Raw genomic sequence first — 14,585 nt, 5'->3', positions numbered from 1 at the left:
CGGGGCGGTGCCGGTCAGCTCGCCGGCTTGGCGGGCTTCACGGGCGCGGCCTGGGCCTCCTCGGCCTTGCGCAGCGCCTCCTGGAGATCCTTCTGCGCCTTGGCGTACGCATCCCAGTCGGGGCCGTCCTTGAGCGCCTTCTGTCCGGCGTCGAACGCCTTCTGGGCGTCGTCCAGGGCCTGCCGGACCGTGGGGTTCTCCGACTTCGGCGGCTCGGTGGTGCCGCTGCCCGGCGGCTCCGCGCTCCCCTTCACCCCGAACACCTTGTCCAGCGCCTTGTCCAGCGTGTCCTCGAAGGCGGTCTTGCCCTCGTAGGTGACGAGCACCTTGCGCAGCAGCGGGTACTTCAGCTTGCCGCCGCGCACGTAGACCGGCTCCGCGTAGAGCAGGCCGCCGTCGAGCGGGACCGTGAGCAGGTTGCCGTACTCGACCTGCGAGTGGCCCTTGCTGAGCAGGGCGATCTGCTCGGCGATGCTCGGCTCGGAGTTGAACTGGCTCTGCACCTGTTCGGGACCGTCCACAGTGGTGCTCGTGGGCAGCTTCAGGATTCTGATCCGGCCGTAGTCACCGGAGCTCGGGTCGGAGTCCACCGCCATGAACGCGCTGAGGTTGTCCCGGCCGTTGGGCGTGAAGGTGGTCGTCAGCGAGAACGCCTGGTCCTTCTGGTCGGGCATCTTCATGGTCAGGTAGTACGGCGGGACCGCGCTGCGGGAGTCGTTGGTCGGGTCGTTCGGGACCTGCCACACCTCGTTGCCGCTGAGGAAGGTCTTCGCGTCCGTCACGTGGTAGCGGCTCAGCAGTTCGCGCTGGACCTTGAACAGGTCCTGCGGGTACCGCAGATGGGCCATCAGCGCGGCCGGGATGTCGGCGCGGGGCTCGACCGTGTGCGGGAAGGCCTTCATCCAGGTCTTGAGCACCGGGTCCTCGGTGTCCCACTGGTACAGCTTGACCTCGCCGGTGTAGGCGTCCACCGTCGCCTTGACCGAGTTGCGGATGTAGTTGACCTGGTTCTGCTGGGCCACCACCGCGCGGGAGTTGTTGGTGGCGGTCAGCGAGTCGGCCGTGGTGTCCCCGAGCGTGGTGCGCGAGGCGTAGGGGAAGCCGTTGGAGGTCGTGTAGGCGTCCACGATCCACTGGATGCGTCCGTCGACCACGGCCGGGTAGGCGTCGCCGTCGATGGTCAGCCAGGGGGCGACGGCCTCGACGCGGTCCTTGGGCGTGCGGTTGTACAGGATGCGCGAGCCCTTGCCGATGGCCCCGGAGTACAGGATCTGCGGCTCGTTGAACGCCACCGCGTACGCGGCCCGGTTGAGCGGGCCGGCGAGGGAGACACCGCTGTCGCCCCGGTAGCTGGTGTCCTTCTCGCCCTTGGCGTCGGAGTAGTCGATCTCCTTCTGCGGACCGCCCACGATGGAGTACGTGGTGGTCTTCTCGCCGTAGTAGACCTCCTGCTGGTACTCGCCGAGCTCGCCCGTGGAGGGCAGGTTCTTCTCGATGAAGACCGGGCGGCCCTTGTCGTCGGCCGCGGTGCCCTTGGCGGCGACCACGCCGTAGCCGTGGGTGTAGCGGAAGTGGTCGTTGATCCAGTTGTGCTTCGGGATGCCGCTCAGGTCCAGCTCGCGCAGGCCGAGGACGGTGTCCTGGTCCTTGCCGTCCTTGGTGGTGTACCGGTCGACGTCCAGGTTCTTCGGGAAGCCGTAGTAGTCCCAGATCTGCTGGCTCTGCTGGAAGGTCGGCGAGACCACGTTCGGGTCCATGATGCGGATGCTGGCCGTGTCGCCGACCTGGTCGCGCAGCAGGGTCTTGTCGGAGGTCGCGGCCTTGCCCGGGTACCCGGTGACGTCGGTGCGGTCGATGCCGTACGCCTTGCGGGTCGCCGTGAGGTTCTTCTGGACGTACGGCGCTTCCTTGGCCTGCTCGTTGGGCTGGACCTGGAACTTCTGCACGATGGCCGGGTAGAGACCGCCGATCAGGATGGCGGAGAGCACCATGAGGCCGAAGCCGATGACGGGCAGCTGCCAGGTGCGCCGCCACAGGGTGGCGAAGAACAGCAGCGCGCAGATCACGGCGATGCAGAACAGGATCGTCTTGGCCGGGAGATAGGCGTTGGCGTCCACGAAGCGCAGACCGGTCCAGTTGTCCGTGGCCTTGAAGCCGCTGGACTTCACCGCGAGGCCGTACCGGTCGAGCCAGTAGGCGACCGCCTTCAGGGTCACGAACACGCCGAGGAGCACGGAGAGATGGCCGGTCGCCGCGCCCGAGGCGCGCGCGCCGGGGCTGGTGACGCGCAGGCCGCCGTACAGGTAGTGGGTGAGCGCGGCGGCGATCAGGGACAGGACCGTCGCGGCGAAGCCGAAGGCCAGCAGGAAGCGGTACCAGGGCAGCTCGAAGGCGTAGAAGGAGACGTCGAGGTGGAACTGCGGGTCGCGCTCGTGGAAGGGCACGCCGTTGACCCACATCAGCCAGGTCCGCCACTGGCCGGCCGCCGACGCGCCGGCGATCAGGCCGACCAGCGCGGTGATGGCGAGCAGCAGCCAGGTCTTGTACGGCGCGATGCCCATCCGGTAGCGGTCGAGGCTCTGCTGCTCCATGGACATGGCGCTGAGCGGGGGACGCAGCCGGTGTGCGAGCCAGATGTTGAAGCCCACCGCGAGGGCCATCAGCAGGCCGAAGACGAAGAACAGGCCGGTCTTGGTCCACAGGGTGGTGGTGAAGACCGACGCGTAGTGCACCGAGCGGTACCACTGCCAGTCCGTCCAGAAGCCCGCGAACATGGTGAAGGCCATGCCGAGTGCGGCCAGGACGCCCAGCGTCACGAGCAGGGTCCTCACCCGCCGGGACGGGCGGTCCCCTCTCGTCCGCGGCCCTGTCGGGCCTCCGCCGCGGTCCGGCATCTGGAAAGCCAAGGTGCGCACCTCGAAGTCGCTGTCGATCCGTCAGACCCTCGTGTTCGCGGGCCCTTGGCGGCCCCCCGTGATCGCGGGCCCCCACCTATGCAACTTACTCACGGTTTGCTCGGTTCCCGATTCCGGCCGGGAACGAGGCAGGATTGTGACCATGTCCAACACTCCCATGGCGGCGAACCCGCTCACCCGGGCCGTCCTTGAGATCGACGAGTACGCCTCCGGCCTCGGCTGGGACCAGCCCGCCCGCCTCTTCGCCCTCGTCGACACCGCACGGCTGCGGACCTCGGAACCCGCGCTCGCGGCCCAGCTGGGCCTGGCCGACGACACCGGTGAGACGGGGCTCACGCCCATCGAACAGGAAGAGGTGCCCGCCGACCGTCCGCTCGACGAGTTCCTCGCCACCATCGCCTGGCCCGGCGCCGTGACCGGCTGCGCGCTCACGGTCGAACGCCAGATGCTTCCGCCCTCCGCCGAGAACCAGGTCCCCCAGGGGCTGACCGGCGCCAAGCTCGCCAAGTGGGTCGCCTCCCACCCCGAGCGCCAGGAGGTCCGCATGACGGTCGCCGTCCTGCGCGACGGCACCCGCGACTCCGCGATCCGCCTCCGCGAAAAGGACTCCCCCACCGAGGTCCTGACCGGCCCCGACCTGGTCCCGGGCCTGGCGGAGGCCCTGACGGCGACGTTCGAGGACTGAGGGGCCACCGGCGACGCGGCTTGCCTGCGGCGCTTCGGCGGCCCACGGCGGTGCGGCTTGCCTGCGGCACGGCTTGCCTGCGGCACGGCTTGCCTGCGGCACGGCTTGCCTGCGGCACGGCTTGCCTGCGGCGCTTCCGGGGGCGTCGGTTCCACGGCGGCGCCCCTTGCCTGCGGCGCCGCTTGCCTGCGGCGCCTCGGGGGGCACGGGGGTGCAGCTTGCCTGCGGCGCCTCGGGGAGGGTCCACGGCAGTGCCGCTCGCCTGCGGCACTTCCGGGGGCGTCGGTTCCACGGCGACGCGGCTTGCCTGCGGCACGGCTTGCCTGCGGCGCTTCGGGGGGCCACGGGGGTGCAGCTTGCCTGCGGCGCTTCCGGGGGCGTCGGTTCCACGGCGGCGCCCCTTGCCTGCGGCGCCGCTTGCCTGCGGCGCCTCGGGGGGCACGGGGGTGCAGCTTGCCTGCGGCGCCTCGGGGAGGGTCCACGGCAGTGCCGCTCGCCTGCGGCACTTCCGGGGGCGTCGGTTCCACGGCGACGCGGCTTGCCTGCGGTGCCGCTTACCTGCGGCGCTTCCGGGGGGCGTCGGTTCTGCGGCGGTGCTCGGGGCGTCGTGGCATGGCGTCCGGGCGCGTCAGCCCCAGCGGTCGCCTCCGGCAACGCGGCCCCGGCGGGAGGGCGGAGGCCGGTGCGGGGCGCCGATCCCGGGGGCCTCGATACGAGTGCTCGACGCATCGCCCGCACGGCAGCCCGGGGCACGGCGACCCGCGTACGGGGCACGGGGCTGGCGCGAGGGCGTCGGCCCCGGGGCGGGCTCAGCGCGGCCGGCAGTCGGTACGTCGGCCTCAGGACGGCGCCCCCCCTGTACGGGGCCCGAGGCCGCCCCGAGGACGTCGACCTCGGGGCGGGGCCAACACAGCCAGCAGTCAGAACGTCCGCCTCAGCACGGCAACCGACCCCGGTACGGGGCCCCGGGGCCGACCCGAGGACATCGAACCCGGGGCGGAGCCCAGCGCGGCCGGCAGTCGGTACGTCGGCCCCAGCACGGCGACCCCCCGATACGGGGCCCGAGGCCGACGCGAGGACGTCGGCCCCGGGGCGGGGCCAACACAGCCAGCAGTCAGAACGTCCGCCTCAGCACGGCAACCGACCCCGGTACGGGGCCCCGGGGCCGACCCGAGGACATCGAACCCGGGGCGGAGCCCAGCGCGGCCGGCAGTCGGCACGTCGGCCTCAGCACGGCGCCCCCCCCGATACGGGGCCCACGAGGCCGGCACGAGGACGTTGCCCCCCGAGGCGAGGACCAGCGCGGCCGGCAATCAGTACGGCGGCCCCAGCACGGCGACCCGGGTACGGGCCACGAGGCCGGCACGAGGACATCGGCCCCGAGGCGGAGCCCAGCGCGGCCGACAGTCAGTACGGCGGCCCCAGCACGGCGACCGACCCCGGTACGGGCCACGAGGCCGGCACGAGGACGCCGACCCCGAGGCGGAGCCCAGCGCGGCCGGCAGTCAGTACGGCGGCCTCAGCACGTCGACCCGGGCACGGGGCCAGCGCGAAGGCGTCGGCTCCAGCGCGGCGGCCCCGGTACGGGGTTCGGGGCACGTCGGGGCGGCCCCGGTAGGTCGCCCCGGCGCCGCGATCTTGGCGTACCCGGTCCCGGCACCGCGGACGCGCACGCCGGCCTCGGTGGGTCGGTCCTCGGGACGTCAGTTGCGGGGGTTCGGGCGTCGGCGGCTCCCGGTCAGCCCTTTGTCGTGCACTTCGGGAGCGCGGCCGTGTCGCCGGTGCGGATGTCCTTCAGGGCGGCGAGGGCGTCGTGGATGGTCTTGACCTTGACCAGGGTGAGACCGCTCGGGGTGTCCGCGGCGGCGGCCGCGCAGTTGTCGGCGGGGGTGAGGAAGTAGCGGGCGCCCTTGTCGCGGGCGCCGACCGTCTTCATCTCGATGCCGCCGATCGGCCCGACCGTGCCGGAGTCGTCGATCGTGCCGGTGCCCGCGACGAACCGGCCGCCGGTGAGGCTGCCCGGGGTCAGCTTGTCGTAGATGCCGAGCGCGAACATCAGACCGGCGCTGGGACCGCCGACGTCCGCCAGCTTGATGTCGATGCTGAACGGGAAGGTGTGGTCGGTCCCGGCGGAGATGCCGACGATGGCCCGCTTGGTGCCGGTGTCGTCGGACGTGGCCGTCGTGATCGTGACGTCCTGCGTCTTGGTCGCGTCCTTGTGCGCCTTCTCCGCGGCGGCCTGCTCCTTGGCCGGGACGACCGTGAAGACGACCTTCTGGCCGGGCTTGTGCCGGGTCACCAGCTTGGCGACGTCGGAGGGCTGCTTGACCGCGGTGCCGTCCACGGCCTTGATCACGTCACCGGCGTGCAGCCTGCCCTCGGCCGGGGAGTCCTTGATCACCGTGGAGACGATCACCCAGGACTTGACCGGGACCTTCAGCTCCTCCAGGGCGGCGACCTTGGCGCTCTCCTGCGACTGGCTGAACTCCTCGGCGTTCTCCTGGGTGGACTGCTCCTCGGTCTTGCCGTCCGGGTAGAGCGTGTCGTGCGGCACGATCTTGCTGTCGTGCGCCAGCCACCCGTAGACCGCCTGCACCAGGTTCATACGGAAGTCGGCACTGGTGACCCGGACGGTGGTCATGTTCAGATGACCGTCCGTCGGATAGGTCTTGCGCCCCGCGATCTGGAGGACCGGCTCGCCGTCGTGCTCCCCGAGCGTGTTCACGGTCGGCCCCGGCGACATCTCCGCGTACGGCACGGGGATGAGCACCCCCGCGCACAGGAGCGCGATCAGCATCAGGGTGGAGGCGAGCATCGTCGCGGTGCGGCGTGGCATGGCACGACAGTACGGGACCGGCCTGTCAGCGCACCGTCAGGGCACCCCTGTCAGGCGCCGCGGGCACCCGTACGGGACTTCTCCATGGCCTCGCGGAAACGGGCGTATCCGTCCAGCTCGGGCCCGTCGCTGCGGGCCCTGCGGGTCCGGTTGGCCCAGCTTCCCCACAGGCTCGCCACGACAGCGGCGACAACCGGAATCAGCAACCAGGCGAGCGCCGCCATGCCGACCTCCCAACCCCATGAGTGTCCGCGAACTGAGTGATCAGCAGATTAACCGTTCGCACTCATAACGCTCACGCCAGGGCACCGGTTACGCAAGCGGAGGACCCGGTTGGCCCAATGTGACGATGATCAGCAGGCGCGCGACGATGATCAGCAGGCGCCGACCCACTCCTCGGTGCCGTCGGAGAACCTCTGGTGCTTCCAGATCGGCACCTGGTGCTTGATGTCGTCGACGAGCCGGCGGCACGCCTCGAACGCCTCGGCGCGGTGCGGGCACGACACGGCGGCGACGATCGCGAGGTCCCCGACGCCCAGGTCACCCACCCGGTGGACGACGGCGAGCGCCCGCACCGGGTACTCGGCGGCGACCTTCTCGGCGATGCGCCGCATCTCGTCCTCGGCGCTGGGGTGGCAGGAGTAGCCGAGCGCGTCCACGTCGGCGCCCTGGTCGTGATTGCGCACCGTGCCCACGAACAGCGAGATGCCGCCGGCGGCCGCGTCGCCGACCGCCGCGTACACCTCGTCGACCGAGAGCGGGGTGTCCCGGATGCCGGTCAGCTTGACGGGGTTCTCAGCGGCCTGCTCGCCGGGGTGATCGTTCGTGGGTGCCATGTATCCATGGTGCCGCACGGCCCGGACATGCGGGAACGCGAGGCTCGGCCGATGGGAGCAGGCGATGCCGGGGAGGGGTTTACGGAGGAAGTGCCGTCAGAGGAGGCGGCGTGCCCTGCGGGCCCGGCGGACCACCGCCGCCGCGCCCAGGAGGGCGACCGTCGCGCCCGCGGCGCCCGCCGCCGTCGCGTCCTTGCGGCCGAGCCGCCGGCCCGCGACCGTGTGCCGCCCGGCGACCTCCTCAAGGAGCTCCGCGAGGACCTCCTCGTTGGTCCAGCGCGGCCGCCACCCGGCGGCGTGCAGCCTGCTGCCGCTGACCACCCAGGGGTACATCGTGTACGCCAGGTCGCCCGCCGGGGACGGGGTGAGGCCGATCCGGTGCAGCCGGGCGGCGGCGCCGAGCGCGACGGCCGAGGGCAGCTCCATGCGCCGGATGCCGCTCAGCTCCTCGACCTCCTCCTGCTCCAGCCAGCCGTCGCAGCCGACGGCGAGTTCCCCGTCCACCTTCTCCAGGACGGCGTATTCGAGCGCCGTGCACAGGTCCTCGACGTGGCAGAACTGCCACGCGGGCCGCGACCCGGCCACGACCAGCAGCCGGGGCGACTCGAAGTAGCGGGTCAGCGCGGTGTCGGTGCCACCGACCAGGACGGCGGGGCGGACCACGGTGACGTTGAGGCCGGGGTGCGCCCGGGGCGCGCGCCGGGCCAGACGCTCGATCTCCAGCAGGTCGGCGACGCCGGTGGCCTCGGCCGTCGCGCGCAGCTCGGCGTCCTCCGACAGCGGCAGCTCGTTGTCCGGGAGCGCGCCGTAGACCATGGCCGACGTGCACAGCACCACCCGGCGGACACCGGCCGCGGCGGCGGCCGTCAGCACGGTCTGCGTCCCCCGGACGTTGTAGGCGGTGCGGGCGGCCGGATCGCTGCCGAGGTCCAGGTCGAGCGCGAGGTGCACGACCACGTCGACACCGCGCAGCTTGTCCGCGATGGCGGGGTCGCGCACGTCGAGGATGTGCCACACCGCGTCCGCGCACTCCCCGCGCCGCTCGTCGATGGCGACGACCTGCCGGACCTCCTCGCTCGCGGCGAGCCGCTCCGTGAGCAGCGCGCCGACCCCGCCCGCCGCGCCGGTGACCGCGACGACGGGACCGCGCACGGCGGACGGGGAGGACGGGTTTCGCGCTGCGCGAACCTGCGGATCTGGGGAACTCACCGGGCGTCTCCAGCGGTTGTCTTCAGTACGGGCGCGGACGACGCGCGCGTACCAGGTGCATCCATCCTGCCGCAGCCCTTGCGTGGGCGAAGCACCGAGGCCCAATCCGGTCCGGGTGTCTACGCTGGGTGGTGAAGTCGGGCAGCCGCGCCGCCGGAGGAAACCGGTGGCCTTACCAGCCGAGGAACCCCGTGAGTGACACCCCATTCGGATTCGGCCTTCCGCCGGAGGAGCCGGAAGACGGCGACGAGGGCAAGAAGAAGGACCAGCAGAGCGGTGGTGGGCAGGGACCGGCCAACCCCTTCGGTTTCGGCGGCCTGCCGGGAGCCGGTGGCTTTGGCGGCCCCGGCGCCGACAATCCGCTCGCCGCGATGTTCGGCTCCCTGAACCCCACCGACCTGGGCGCGGCCTTCCAGCAGCTGGGCCAGATGCTCTCGTACGAGGGCGGCCCGGTGAACTGGGACATGGCCAAGCAGATCGCCCGCCAGACGGTCGCCCAGGGCACCCCTGACGGCGTCAAGGACGCGAGCGTCGGCCCCGCCGAGCGCTCCGCCGTGCAGGAGGCCGTGCGCCTGGCCGACCTGTGGCTGGACGACGCGACCTCGCTGCCCTCCGGTGCGAACACGGCCGTGGCCTGGTCGCGCGCGGAGTGGGTCGAGGCCACGCTCCCGGCCTGGAAGGAACTGGTCGACCCGGTCGCCGAGCGGGTCGGCGCGGCCATGGGCGACGTCCTGCCGGAGGAGATGCAGGCCATGGCGGGCCCGCTGATCGGCATGATGCGCTCCATGGGCGGCGCGATGTTCGGCACCCAGATCGGCCAGGCCGTCGGCGTGCTCGCGGGCGAGGTCGTCGGCTCGACCGACATCGGCCTGCCGCTCGGCCCGGTGGGCCAGGCCGCGCTGCTCCCGGTCAACATGGAGACGTTCGGCAAGGACCTGGGCGTCGCCAAGGACGAGGTGCGGCTGTACCTGGCCCTGCGCGAGGCGGCCCACCAGCGGCTGTTCGCGCACGTGCCGTGGCTGCGCTCGCACCTGTTCGGCGCGGTCGACGGGTACGCGCGCGGGATCAAGGTCGACACCGCCAAGCTGGAGGACGTGGTCGGCCAGTTCGACCCGCAGAACCCCGAGCAGCTGCAGGACGCGCTGCAGCAGGGCATGTTCCAGCCCGAGGACACGCCCGCGCAGAAGGCGGCCCTGGCCCGTCTGGAGACCGCGCTGGCGCTGGTCGAGGGCTGGGTGGACGCGGTGGTCCACACGGCCGCCAAGCCGCGTCTGTCGTCCGCCGACGCGCTGCGCGAGACGCTGCGCCGCCGCCGCGCGAGCGGTGGTCCGGCCGAGCAGACCTTCGCCACGCTGATCGGCCTGGAGCTGCGGCCGCGCCGGCTGCGCGACGCCTCCCGCCTGTGGGCCTCGCTCACGGACGCGCGCGGGGTGGACGGCCGGGACGCCCTGTGGCACCACCCGGACATGCTGCCGACGGCGACCGACCTGGACGACCCGGACGGCTTCGTCCACCGCGAGCAGCTGGACTTCTCCGAGCTGGACAAGATGCTCGGCGAGGCGGCGGGCGGCGGCGCGCCGAAGCCCGACCTCAAGAAGGACGAGAACGGCGAGAGCAAGGGCGACGAGACCGAGTGAGCCTGTACGACGACGCGGTCCACGTCCTCAAGGAGTACGCGGACCAGGGCGAGCTGCGCGACGCCTATCTGGAGCATCTGGCCGCCCACCCGGACGGCATGTGGAAGGCCTGCCACGCGGGTCATGTGACGGCGAGCGCCCTGGTGATCGACCCGGAGCACGACCGGGTGCTGCTCACGCTGCACAGGAAGCTGCGGATGTGGCTCCAGATGGGCGGCCACTGCGAGCCGGGCGACGCGACCCTGGCGGAGGCGGCCCTGCGCGAGGCCACCGAGGAGTCCGGCGTCGAGGGCCTGACCCTGCTGCCCGGCGGCCCGGTGCGCCTGGACCGGCATCCGATCCCGGCCCCCTGCCACTGGCACTACGACGTGCAGTACGCGTTCCTCGCCCCGCGCGGTGCCGAGCACGCGATCAGCGACGAGTCGCTGGACCTGCGCTGGTTCGGCTACGACGAGGTGGCCGAGGTGGCCGACGACTCGGTCGTACGCCTCCTTGAGGCGACCCGCGCCCGGCTCTGAACGACGGTGACCGGGTGAACGTGTAAGGGGCGCCCGCTATGGCGGGAGCCCCTTACGTTCGTGCCGACCGCATTTCCGCCGCCGCGGTCAGCCCCAGACGTTGCCCTGGTTCTGCCCGCGCGCGCCCTGCTGGCCCATGCCGAACTGGGCGGCGACCCCGCCGCCGATCCGCGCGTGCTGCGGCGGCATCAGCTCGCTGGGCTGCACGAGCGCGAACCCGGAGCCCATGAAGCTCAGCTCCCAGCCCTCACCGGTGCTGGCGCGCCGCCGCCACACCCCGGAGGAGTGCGTCTGGGCCTGCATCTGCACCCGCAGCGAGGTGGACCAGGCGACGATGGCGTCCGCGTCGCAGTTGACGTACCTGTCGGGTGTCACCTGCATCAGCAGCGGCGCGCCGGAGGTCATGAGGGCGACCTTGCCGCGTCCGGTGATGTTGAGCTGGTACTTCCCCGAGCCGGAGATGCCGTAGAGGCTGTCCACGGCGATGATCTCGTGGTGCAGCGTGGAGTCCATGGCGAGGACGTAGGCGCTGTCGACCGTCAGGCCCTCCGGCTCGACGTCCAGGAGGTGGACGTGCTGGGCGAGGTTGGCGAGGTGGACCGTGCCCTGGCCGTGACAGCGCATCAGGTCCAGGCCCTCGCCGGTGTGGGCACGCGCGCGGCGCTGCCCCTGGGTGCGGTACTCGGCGTCGAACTCGACCAGGCCCTGGTAGGCGACCATGGAGCCCTTGCGGGCGAGGAGGTCGTCGTGGCCCTCCAGGGTGACGCGGAGCATCTGCTGGTTCTGCAGGCTCCAGCGCTCCTGGGTCTGGACGTCGTTGTACGCGAAAAGCGGGCTCTGCATGGTGTGTCTGCTCCCCCTCAGCCCCGGAACCGGAGGCGGTCGGTGCTGTCCTCGCTGGGCTGGACGACGACGATGCCCTGGCCGGAGAAGGCCAGCTGGTAGGCCTCGCCGCTGCCCCGGCCGATCAGCGACTGGGCCTTGAAGCTGCGCTTGCCCTTCACCTTGAGGTTCGGGGACCAGGCCACGAGCGCGTCCGGGTCGACGTAGGTCTCGTCCTCGCCGCCGCCGCAGTCGACGACGATCGGCGTGCCGCGCGAGGTGAGCGCGACCCAGCCCTGGCCGGAGATCCGGGTGTTCCACAGGCCCTGTCCGGCGAACTTGGCCATGCCCTTGACCCGTTCGACGCCCCACGTCAGATGCGCGTCGAAGGCGAGCAGATTGGTGGCGTTGACGGAGATGCCGTCGCCGTCGAGGTTGACGACGACCACGTCGGCGCCGTAGTCGGCGAGGTAGAGCAGTCCGTCGCCGGAACACTTCATCAGCGGAGCGCCCTCGCCGGTCATCCAGTCGCGGGCGATCTGGCGGACGGCGGGCGGGTTGGGCTCGTACTGGATGAACCCCTCGTAGGAGATCATCGAACCCACGCGCGCGAGAAGGTCGTTGCCGGTCTGCATGGCGACCTTCAGCATCTGGCCGCCGTGGTTCTCCATGCGGGCGGTGACGGGTGCGGGGGCGTGGCCCGCGAGCGGCTGGTACATGTCGGGCTCCCTCAGACCTCGTACGGCTGGACGACGATGAAGTTGCCGGGGGCGCCCCGGAACTGGAGGTTCACGCTCTCCCCGGTGTCGCCCGCGTAGGCGTTGCGGCGCATCCGGACCTGGCTGGAGACGATCACCTGCGCGCCCGCCGACCAGGCGACCACCGCGTGGCAGTCGGCGAAGGTCGTGGGCGTCACCGGCAGCACGACCGGGACGCCGTGCGTCTTGACGACGATGGTGCCGGTGCCCTGGAACTGCATGGTGAACAGCGCGCCGCCGGGGATGCCGTGGCCCTCGATGCGGCGGACCTCGTACTGGAGACTCTCGTCGAAGGCGAGGACGTTCTCGGCGGAGACGCAGATCGCGTCGCCCTGGAGCTCGACCGGGTGGAGATAGGTGGAGTCGTCGGCGAGGAAGACCTGGCCCTGGCCGGTGCAGCGCATCAGCTGCATCTCCTGGCCGGTGGCGTTGCCGACGATACGGCCGGCGAATCCGGCGCCCTTGTAGGCGAAGTCGACCTTGCCCTGGTAGAGCACCATGCTGCCCTGGCGGGCCAGCACCGGCTGGCCTGCGACGCCCAGGTCGACACGGACCAGCTTCTTGTTCTGCTGGGTCCAGCGCTGCCCGGTGGGCGCCTCCTTGTACATCTGGAGGGCCGCGCCGACTCCGGCGCCGCCCCGCGGAGCGCCCTGCGGCACGCCGTACGGGGCGGTCTGCTGGCCGGGGACCTGCGCGTGGCCGGGCGGCTGGGGGGCGCCGGGCTGGGTGCCGTAGCCCGGGGGCAGGGGGGCGCCGGGGGCGGCCGGGGCGCCCGGGGTGCCGTACGGCTGCTGCGGCGCGCCGTAGGGCGCGGGGGCCGGGGCGGGCGGCGGGACCGTGCCGGCGGGCGGGGCCGTCAGGGGCGCGACGACCGTCGGGGCGCCGTGCACGTTCGGTTCGGGCGCCGGGGGCGGGGCGAAGCCCTGGGGCGCGGGGGCCGGCGGGGCCGGGGCGGGCGCGGGCGCCGAAGCCGGTGCCGGAGCCGCGGCGGGGGCCGGGGCCGACGGGACGGCGAAGGCGGGCGGGGCGAAGCCGGGGGCGGCGGCCGGCGGCGCGGGCGCGGCCGGGGTCTCCTCCTCCAGCACCTCGCCGCCGAAGTTCTTCAGCAGCGCGTCGAGGCCGCCGTCGAAGCCCTGGCCGACCGCGGCGAACCGCCAGACGTCCTTGAGGTAGATGTCCCCGAGCATCACGGCGCGTTCGGTGGAGAACTCGGCGCCGGTGAAGGAGTACCGCGCGACCTCCTCGCCGCCCGCCACGATGCGCAGATAGCCGGGGGCCACCTGGGACATCCGGCCGTCGCCGTCGATGGTCGCGGTGAAGGACAGCTTGTGGACGCCGGCCGGAATCCGGTCGAGCGTGACGCGGAAGGACTCGGTGTCGCCCGCCTGGGCGCCGAGGAGCTGGATGGACTCCTCCGGTGACTTCGGCTGGTTGAAGAAGACGAAGTACCGGTCGTCGGAGAGGCGCTCGTCCGCGTCCAGTCCGAAGCAGCTGATGTCGAAGGTCAGTCCGGGAGCGGAGATCTGCACACCCACGTACAGATCCGTGCCCGCCGTGAGGTCACTGATCCTGGCCTTGTGGCCGCGTTGGAATTCCCTGGCCATGCGTAACGACCGTCCCCCATCCCGAAGCGAGTGCGTCGCGCCAGGCTAACGGCAAATACCGACAATGGGCGTAGCCGGTACCGACCCGGTACACAACCGCGGCGCGGTTCTCACACGCGCCGTTCACTCACCGCGCGCGCCGGGGACGTGCGGCAGCCGGGCGGCCGCGACGACTCCTTCGAGGTAGCCGCGGGCGCGCTCGGTGCGCGGGTAGGACTCCAACAGCCGCCAGAAGTCGGCGCCGTGACCGGGCACCAGCAGATGGGCCAGCTCGTGGCAGAGGACGTAGTCGACGACGTACTCCGGCATCCCCTTCAGCCGGTGCGAGAGCCGGATGCTGCCCTCGGCCGGGGTGCACGAACCCCAGCGGGTGTTCTGGTTGGTGACCCAGCGCACGGAGGCGGGGCGGGCCCGGCCGTCGAAGTACTGCGCCGACAGCCGCTCGGCGCGCGCGGTCAGTTCGGCGTCGCCCGGCACCCGCTTGTTCTCCTGGGCGGCGAGCTTGTCGAGCATGACGGTCACCCAGCGCCGCTCCTCCGCCTCGGACATCCGGGCGGGGATGAGGATGACGGTGCGGTCGCCCTCGCGGTACGCGGAGACCGTGCGGCGGCGCCGGGCGCTCCGGCGGACCTCGATCGCACGCGCCTCGATCGCACGCGCCGCGGGGCCGTCCGGCGACGGGTCGGGCGCGCCGCGCGGCGGCTGTCCGGCACGGGGGGACGGTTCGGCGGGCACGCCTCGACGGTACCCGCTGGGCCCCGCCGA

Annotated in this window: 12 protein-coding genes; 3 read left to right on the top strand and 9 right to left on the bottom strand. The window is 72.3% G+C overall.

From position 1 onward, the window contains the following. Positions 1-14 precede the first annotated feature (14 nt). A complete protein-coding gene (locus AB0898_RS03790) occupies positions 15-2,894 on the bottom strand; it encodes a UPF0182 family protein (protein WP_366801371.1) in 2,880 nt (959 codons plus the stop codon). Between the two features lie 163 nt (positions 2,895-3,057). Between AB0898_RS03790 and AB0898_RS03785 the strand changes: the two genes are divergently transcribed. Next, positions 3,058-3,600 carry a PPA1309 family protein gene (locus AB0898_RS03785; protein ID WP_366801187.1) on the top strand — a complete coding sequence of 181 codons (543 nt, stop codon included), beginning with the start codon at positions 3,058-3,060 and terminating at the stop codon, positions 3,598-3,600. A gap of 1,738 nt (positions 3,601-5,338) precedes the next feature. On the opposite strand, the gene AB0898_RS03780 is transcribed toward AB0898_RS03785, so the two are convergent. The 4 genes from AB0898_RS03780 to AB0898_RS03765 all read right to left on the bottom strand — a co-directional run bounded on the left by AB0898_RS03780 (position 5,339) and on the right by AB0898_RS03765 (position 8,481). Further along, positions 5,339-6,436: a PDZ domain-containing protein gene (locus AB0898_RS03780; RefSeq protein ID WP_366801186.1), complete on the bottom strand. Its 1,098-nt coding sequence runs from the start codon at positions 6,434-6,436 to the stop codon at positions 5,339-5,341. Positions 6,437-6,486: 50 nt separating this feature from the next. Then, the gene (locus AB0898_RS03775; protein WP_366801387.1) at positions 6,487-6,642 is read right to left on the bottom strand and encodes a hypothetical protein; all 156 of its coding nucleotides are present in this window, start codon (positions 6,640-6,642) and stop codon (positions 6,487-6,489) included. A gap of 168 nt (positions 6,643-6,810) precedes the next feature. Then, positions 6,811-7,272, bottom strand: a complete 462-nt coding sequence (locus AB0898_RS03770; RefSeq protein WP_366801185.1) for a molybdenum cofactor biosynthesis protein MoaE — start codon at positions 7,270-7,272, stop codon at positions 6,811-6,813. Between the two features lie 96 nt (positions 7,273-7,368). Next, positions 7,369-8,481 carry an SDR family oxidoreductase gene (locus AB0898_RS03765; RefSeq protein WP_366801184.1) on the bottom strand — a complete coding sequence of 371 codons (1,113 nt, stop codon included), beginning with the start codon at positions 8,479-8,481 and terminating at the stop codon, positions 7,369-7,371. Positions 8,482-8,672: 191 nt separating this feature from the next. Here AB0898_RS03765 and AB0898_RS03760 point away from each other — a divergent pair, with 191 nt between their 5' ends. Both AB0898_RS03760 and AB0898_RS03755 read left to right on the top strand, forming a co-directional pair. Next, positions 8,673-10,118, top strand: a complete 1,446-nt coding sequence (locus AB0898_RS03760) for a zinc-dependent metalloprotease (RefSeq protein ID WP_366801183.1) — start codon at positions 8,673-8,675, stop codon at positions 10,116-10,118. After that, entirely contained in the window at positions 10,115-10,636 is a 522-nt protein-coding gene (locus AB0898_RS03755) for an NUDIX hydrolase (RefSeq protein ID WP_366801182.1), read from the top strand. The genes AB0898_RS03760 and AB0898_RS03755 overlap by 4 nt, the downstream gene beginning before the upstream one ends. A gap of 87 nt (positions 10,637-10,723) precedes the next feature. Here the strand turns inward: AB0898_RS03755 and AB0898_RS03750 are convergent, their stop codons facing one another. The 4 genes from AB0898_RS03750 to AB0898_RS03735 all read right to left on the bottom strand — a co-directional run bounded on the left by AB0898_RS03750 (position 10,724) and on the right by AB0898_RS03735 (position 14,555). After that, positions 10,724-11,479, bottom strand: a complete 756-nt coding sequence (locus AB0898_RS03750) for an AIM24 family protein (RefSeq protein WP_366801181.1) — start codon at positions 11,477-11,479, stop codon at positions 10,724-10,726. A gap of 17 nt (positions 11,480-11,496) precedes the next feature. After that, on the bottom strand, positions 11,497-12,177 hold the full coding sequence (locus AB0898_RS03745) for an AIM24 family protein (protein ID WP_366801180.1): 681 nt from the start codon (positions 12,175-12,177) through the stop codon (positions 11,497-11,499). 11 nt (positions 12,178-12,188) lie between these two features. Beyond that, on the bottom strand, positions 12,189-13,820 hold the full coding sequence (locus AB0898_RS03740) for a TerD family protein (RefSeq protein ID WP_366801179.1): 1,632 nt from the start codon (positions 13,818-13,820) through the stop codon (positions 12,189-12,191). 123 nt (positions 13,821-13,943) lie between these two features. Beyond that, positions 13,944-14,555 carry a M48 family metallopeptidase gene (locus tag AB0898_RS03735; RefSeq protein WP_366801178.1) on the bottom strand — a complete coding sequence of 204 codons (612 nt, stop codon included), beginning with the start codon at positions 14,553-14,555 and terminating at the stop codon, positions 13,944-13,946. Between the last annotated feature and the right edge of the window lie 30 nt (positions 14,556-14,585).

Source organism: Streptomyces sp. NPDC005435, from assembly GCF_040703155.1.
Lineage (GTDB): Bacteria > Actinomycetota > Actinomycetes > Streptomycetales > Streptomycetaceae > Streptomyces.
This window is presented reverse-complemented; position numbering and strand designations above follow the sequence as displayed.

What these genes read in the sequence shown, in the direction of transcription:
- AB0898_RS03790 (WP_366801371.1), bottom strand. Translation starts at nt 2,894, where the DNA reads ATGCCGGACCGCGGCGGAGGCCCGACAGGGCCGCGGACGAGAGGGGAC.
- AB0898_RS03785 (WP_366801187.1), top strand. Translation starts at nt 3,058, where the DNA reads ATGTCCAACACTCCCATGGCGGCGAACCCGCTCACCCGGGCCGTCCTT.
- AB0898_RS03780 (WP_366801186.1), bottom strand. Translation starts at nt 6,436, where the DNA reads ATGCCACGCCGCACCGCGACGATGCTCGCCTCCACCCTGATGCTGATC.
- AB0898_RS03770 (WP_366801185.1), bottom strand. Translation starts at nt 7,272, where the DNA reads ATGGCACCCACGAACGATCACCCCGGCGAGCAGGCCGCTGAGAACCCC.
- AB0898_RS03750 (WP_366801181.1), bottom strand. Translation starts at nt 11,479, where the DNA reads ATGCAGAGCCCGCTTTTCGCGTACAACGACGTCCAGACCCAGGAGCGC.
- AB0898_RS03745 (WP_366801180.1), bottom strand. Translation starts at nt 12,177, where the DNA reads ATGTACCAGCCGCTCGCGGGCCACGCCCCCGCACCCGTCACCGCCCGC.
- AB0898_RS03740 (WP_366801179.1), bottom strand. Translation starts at nt 13,820, where the DNA reads ATGGCCAGGGAATTCCAACGCGGCCACAAGGCCAGGATCAGTGACCTC.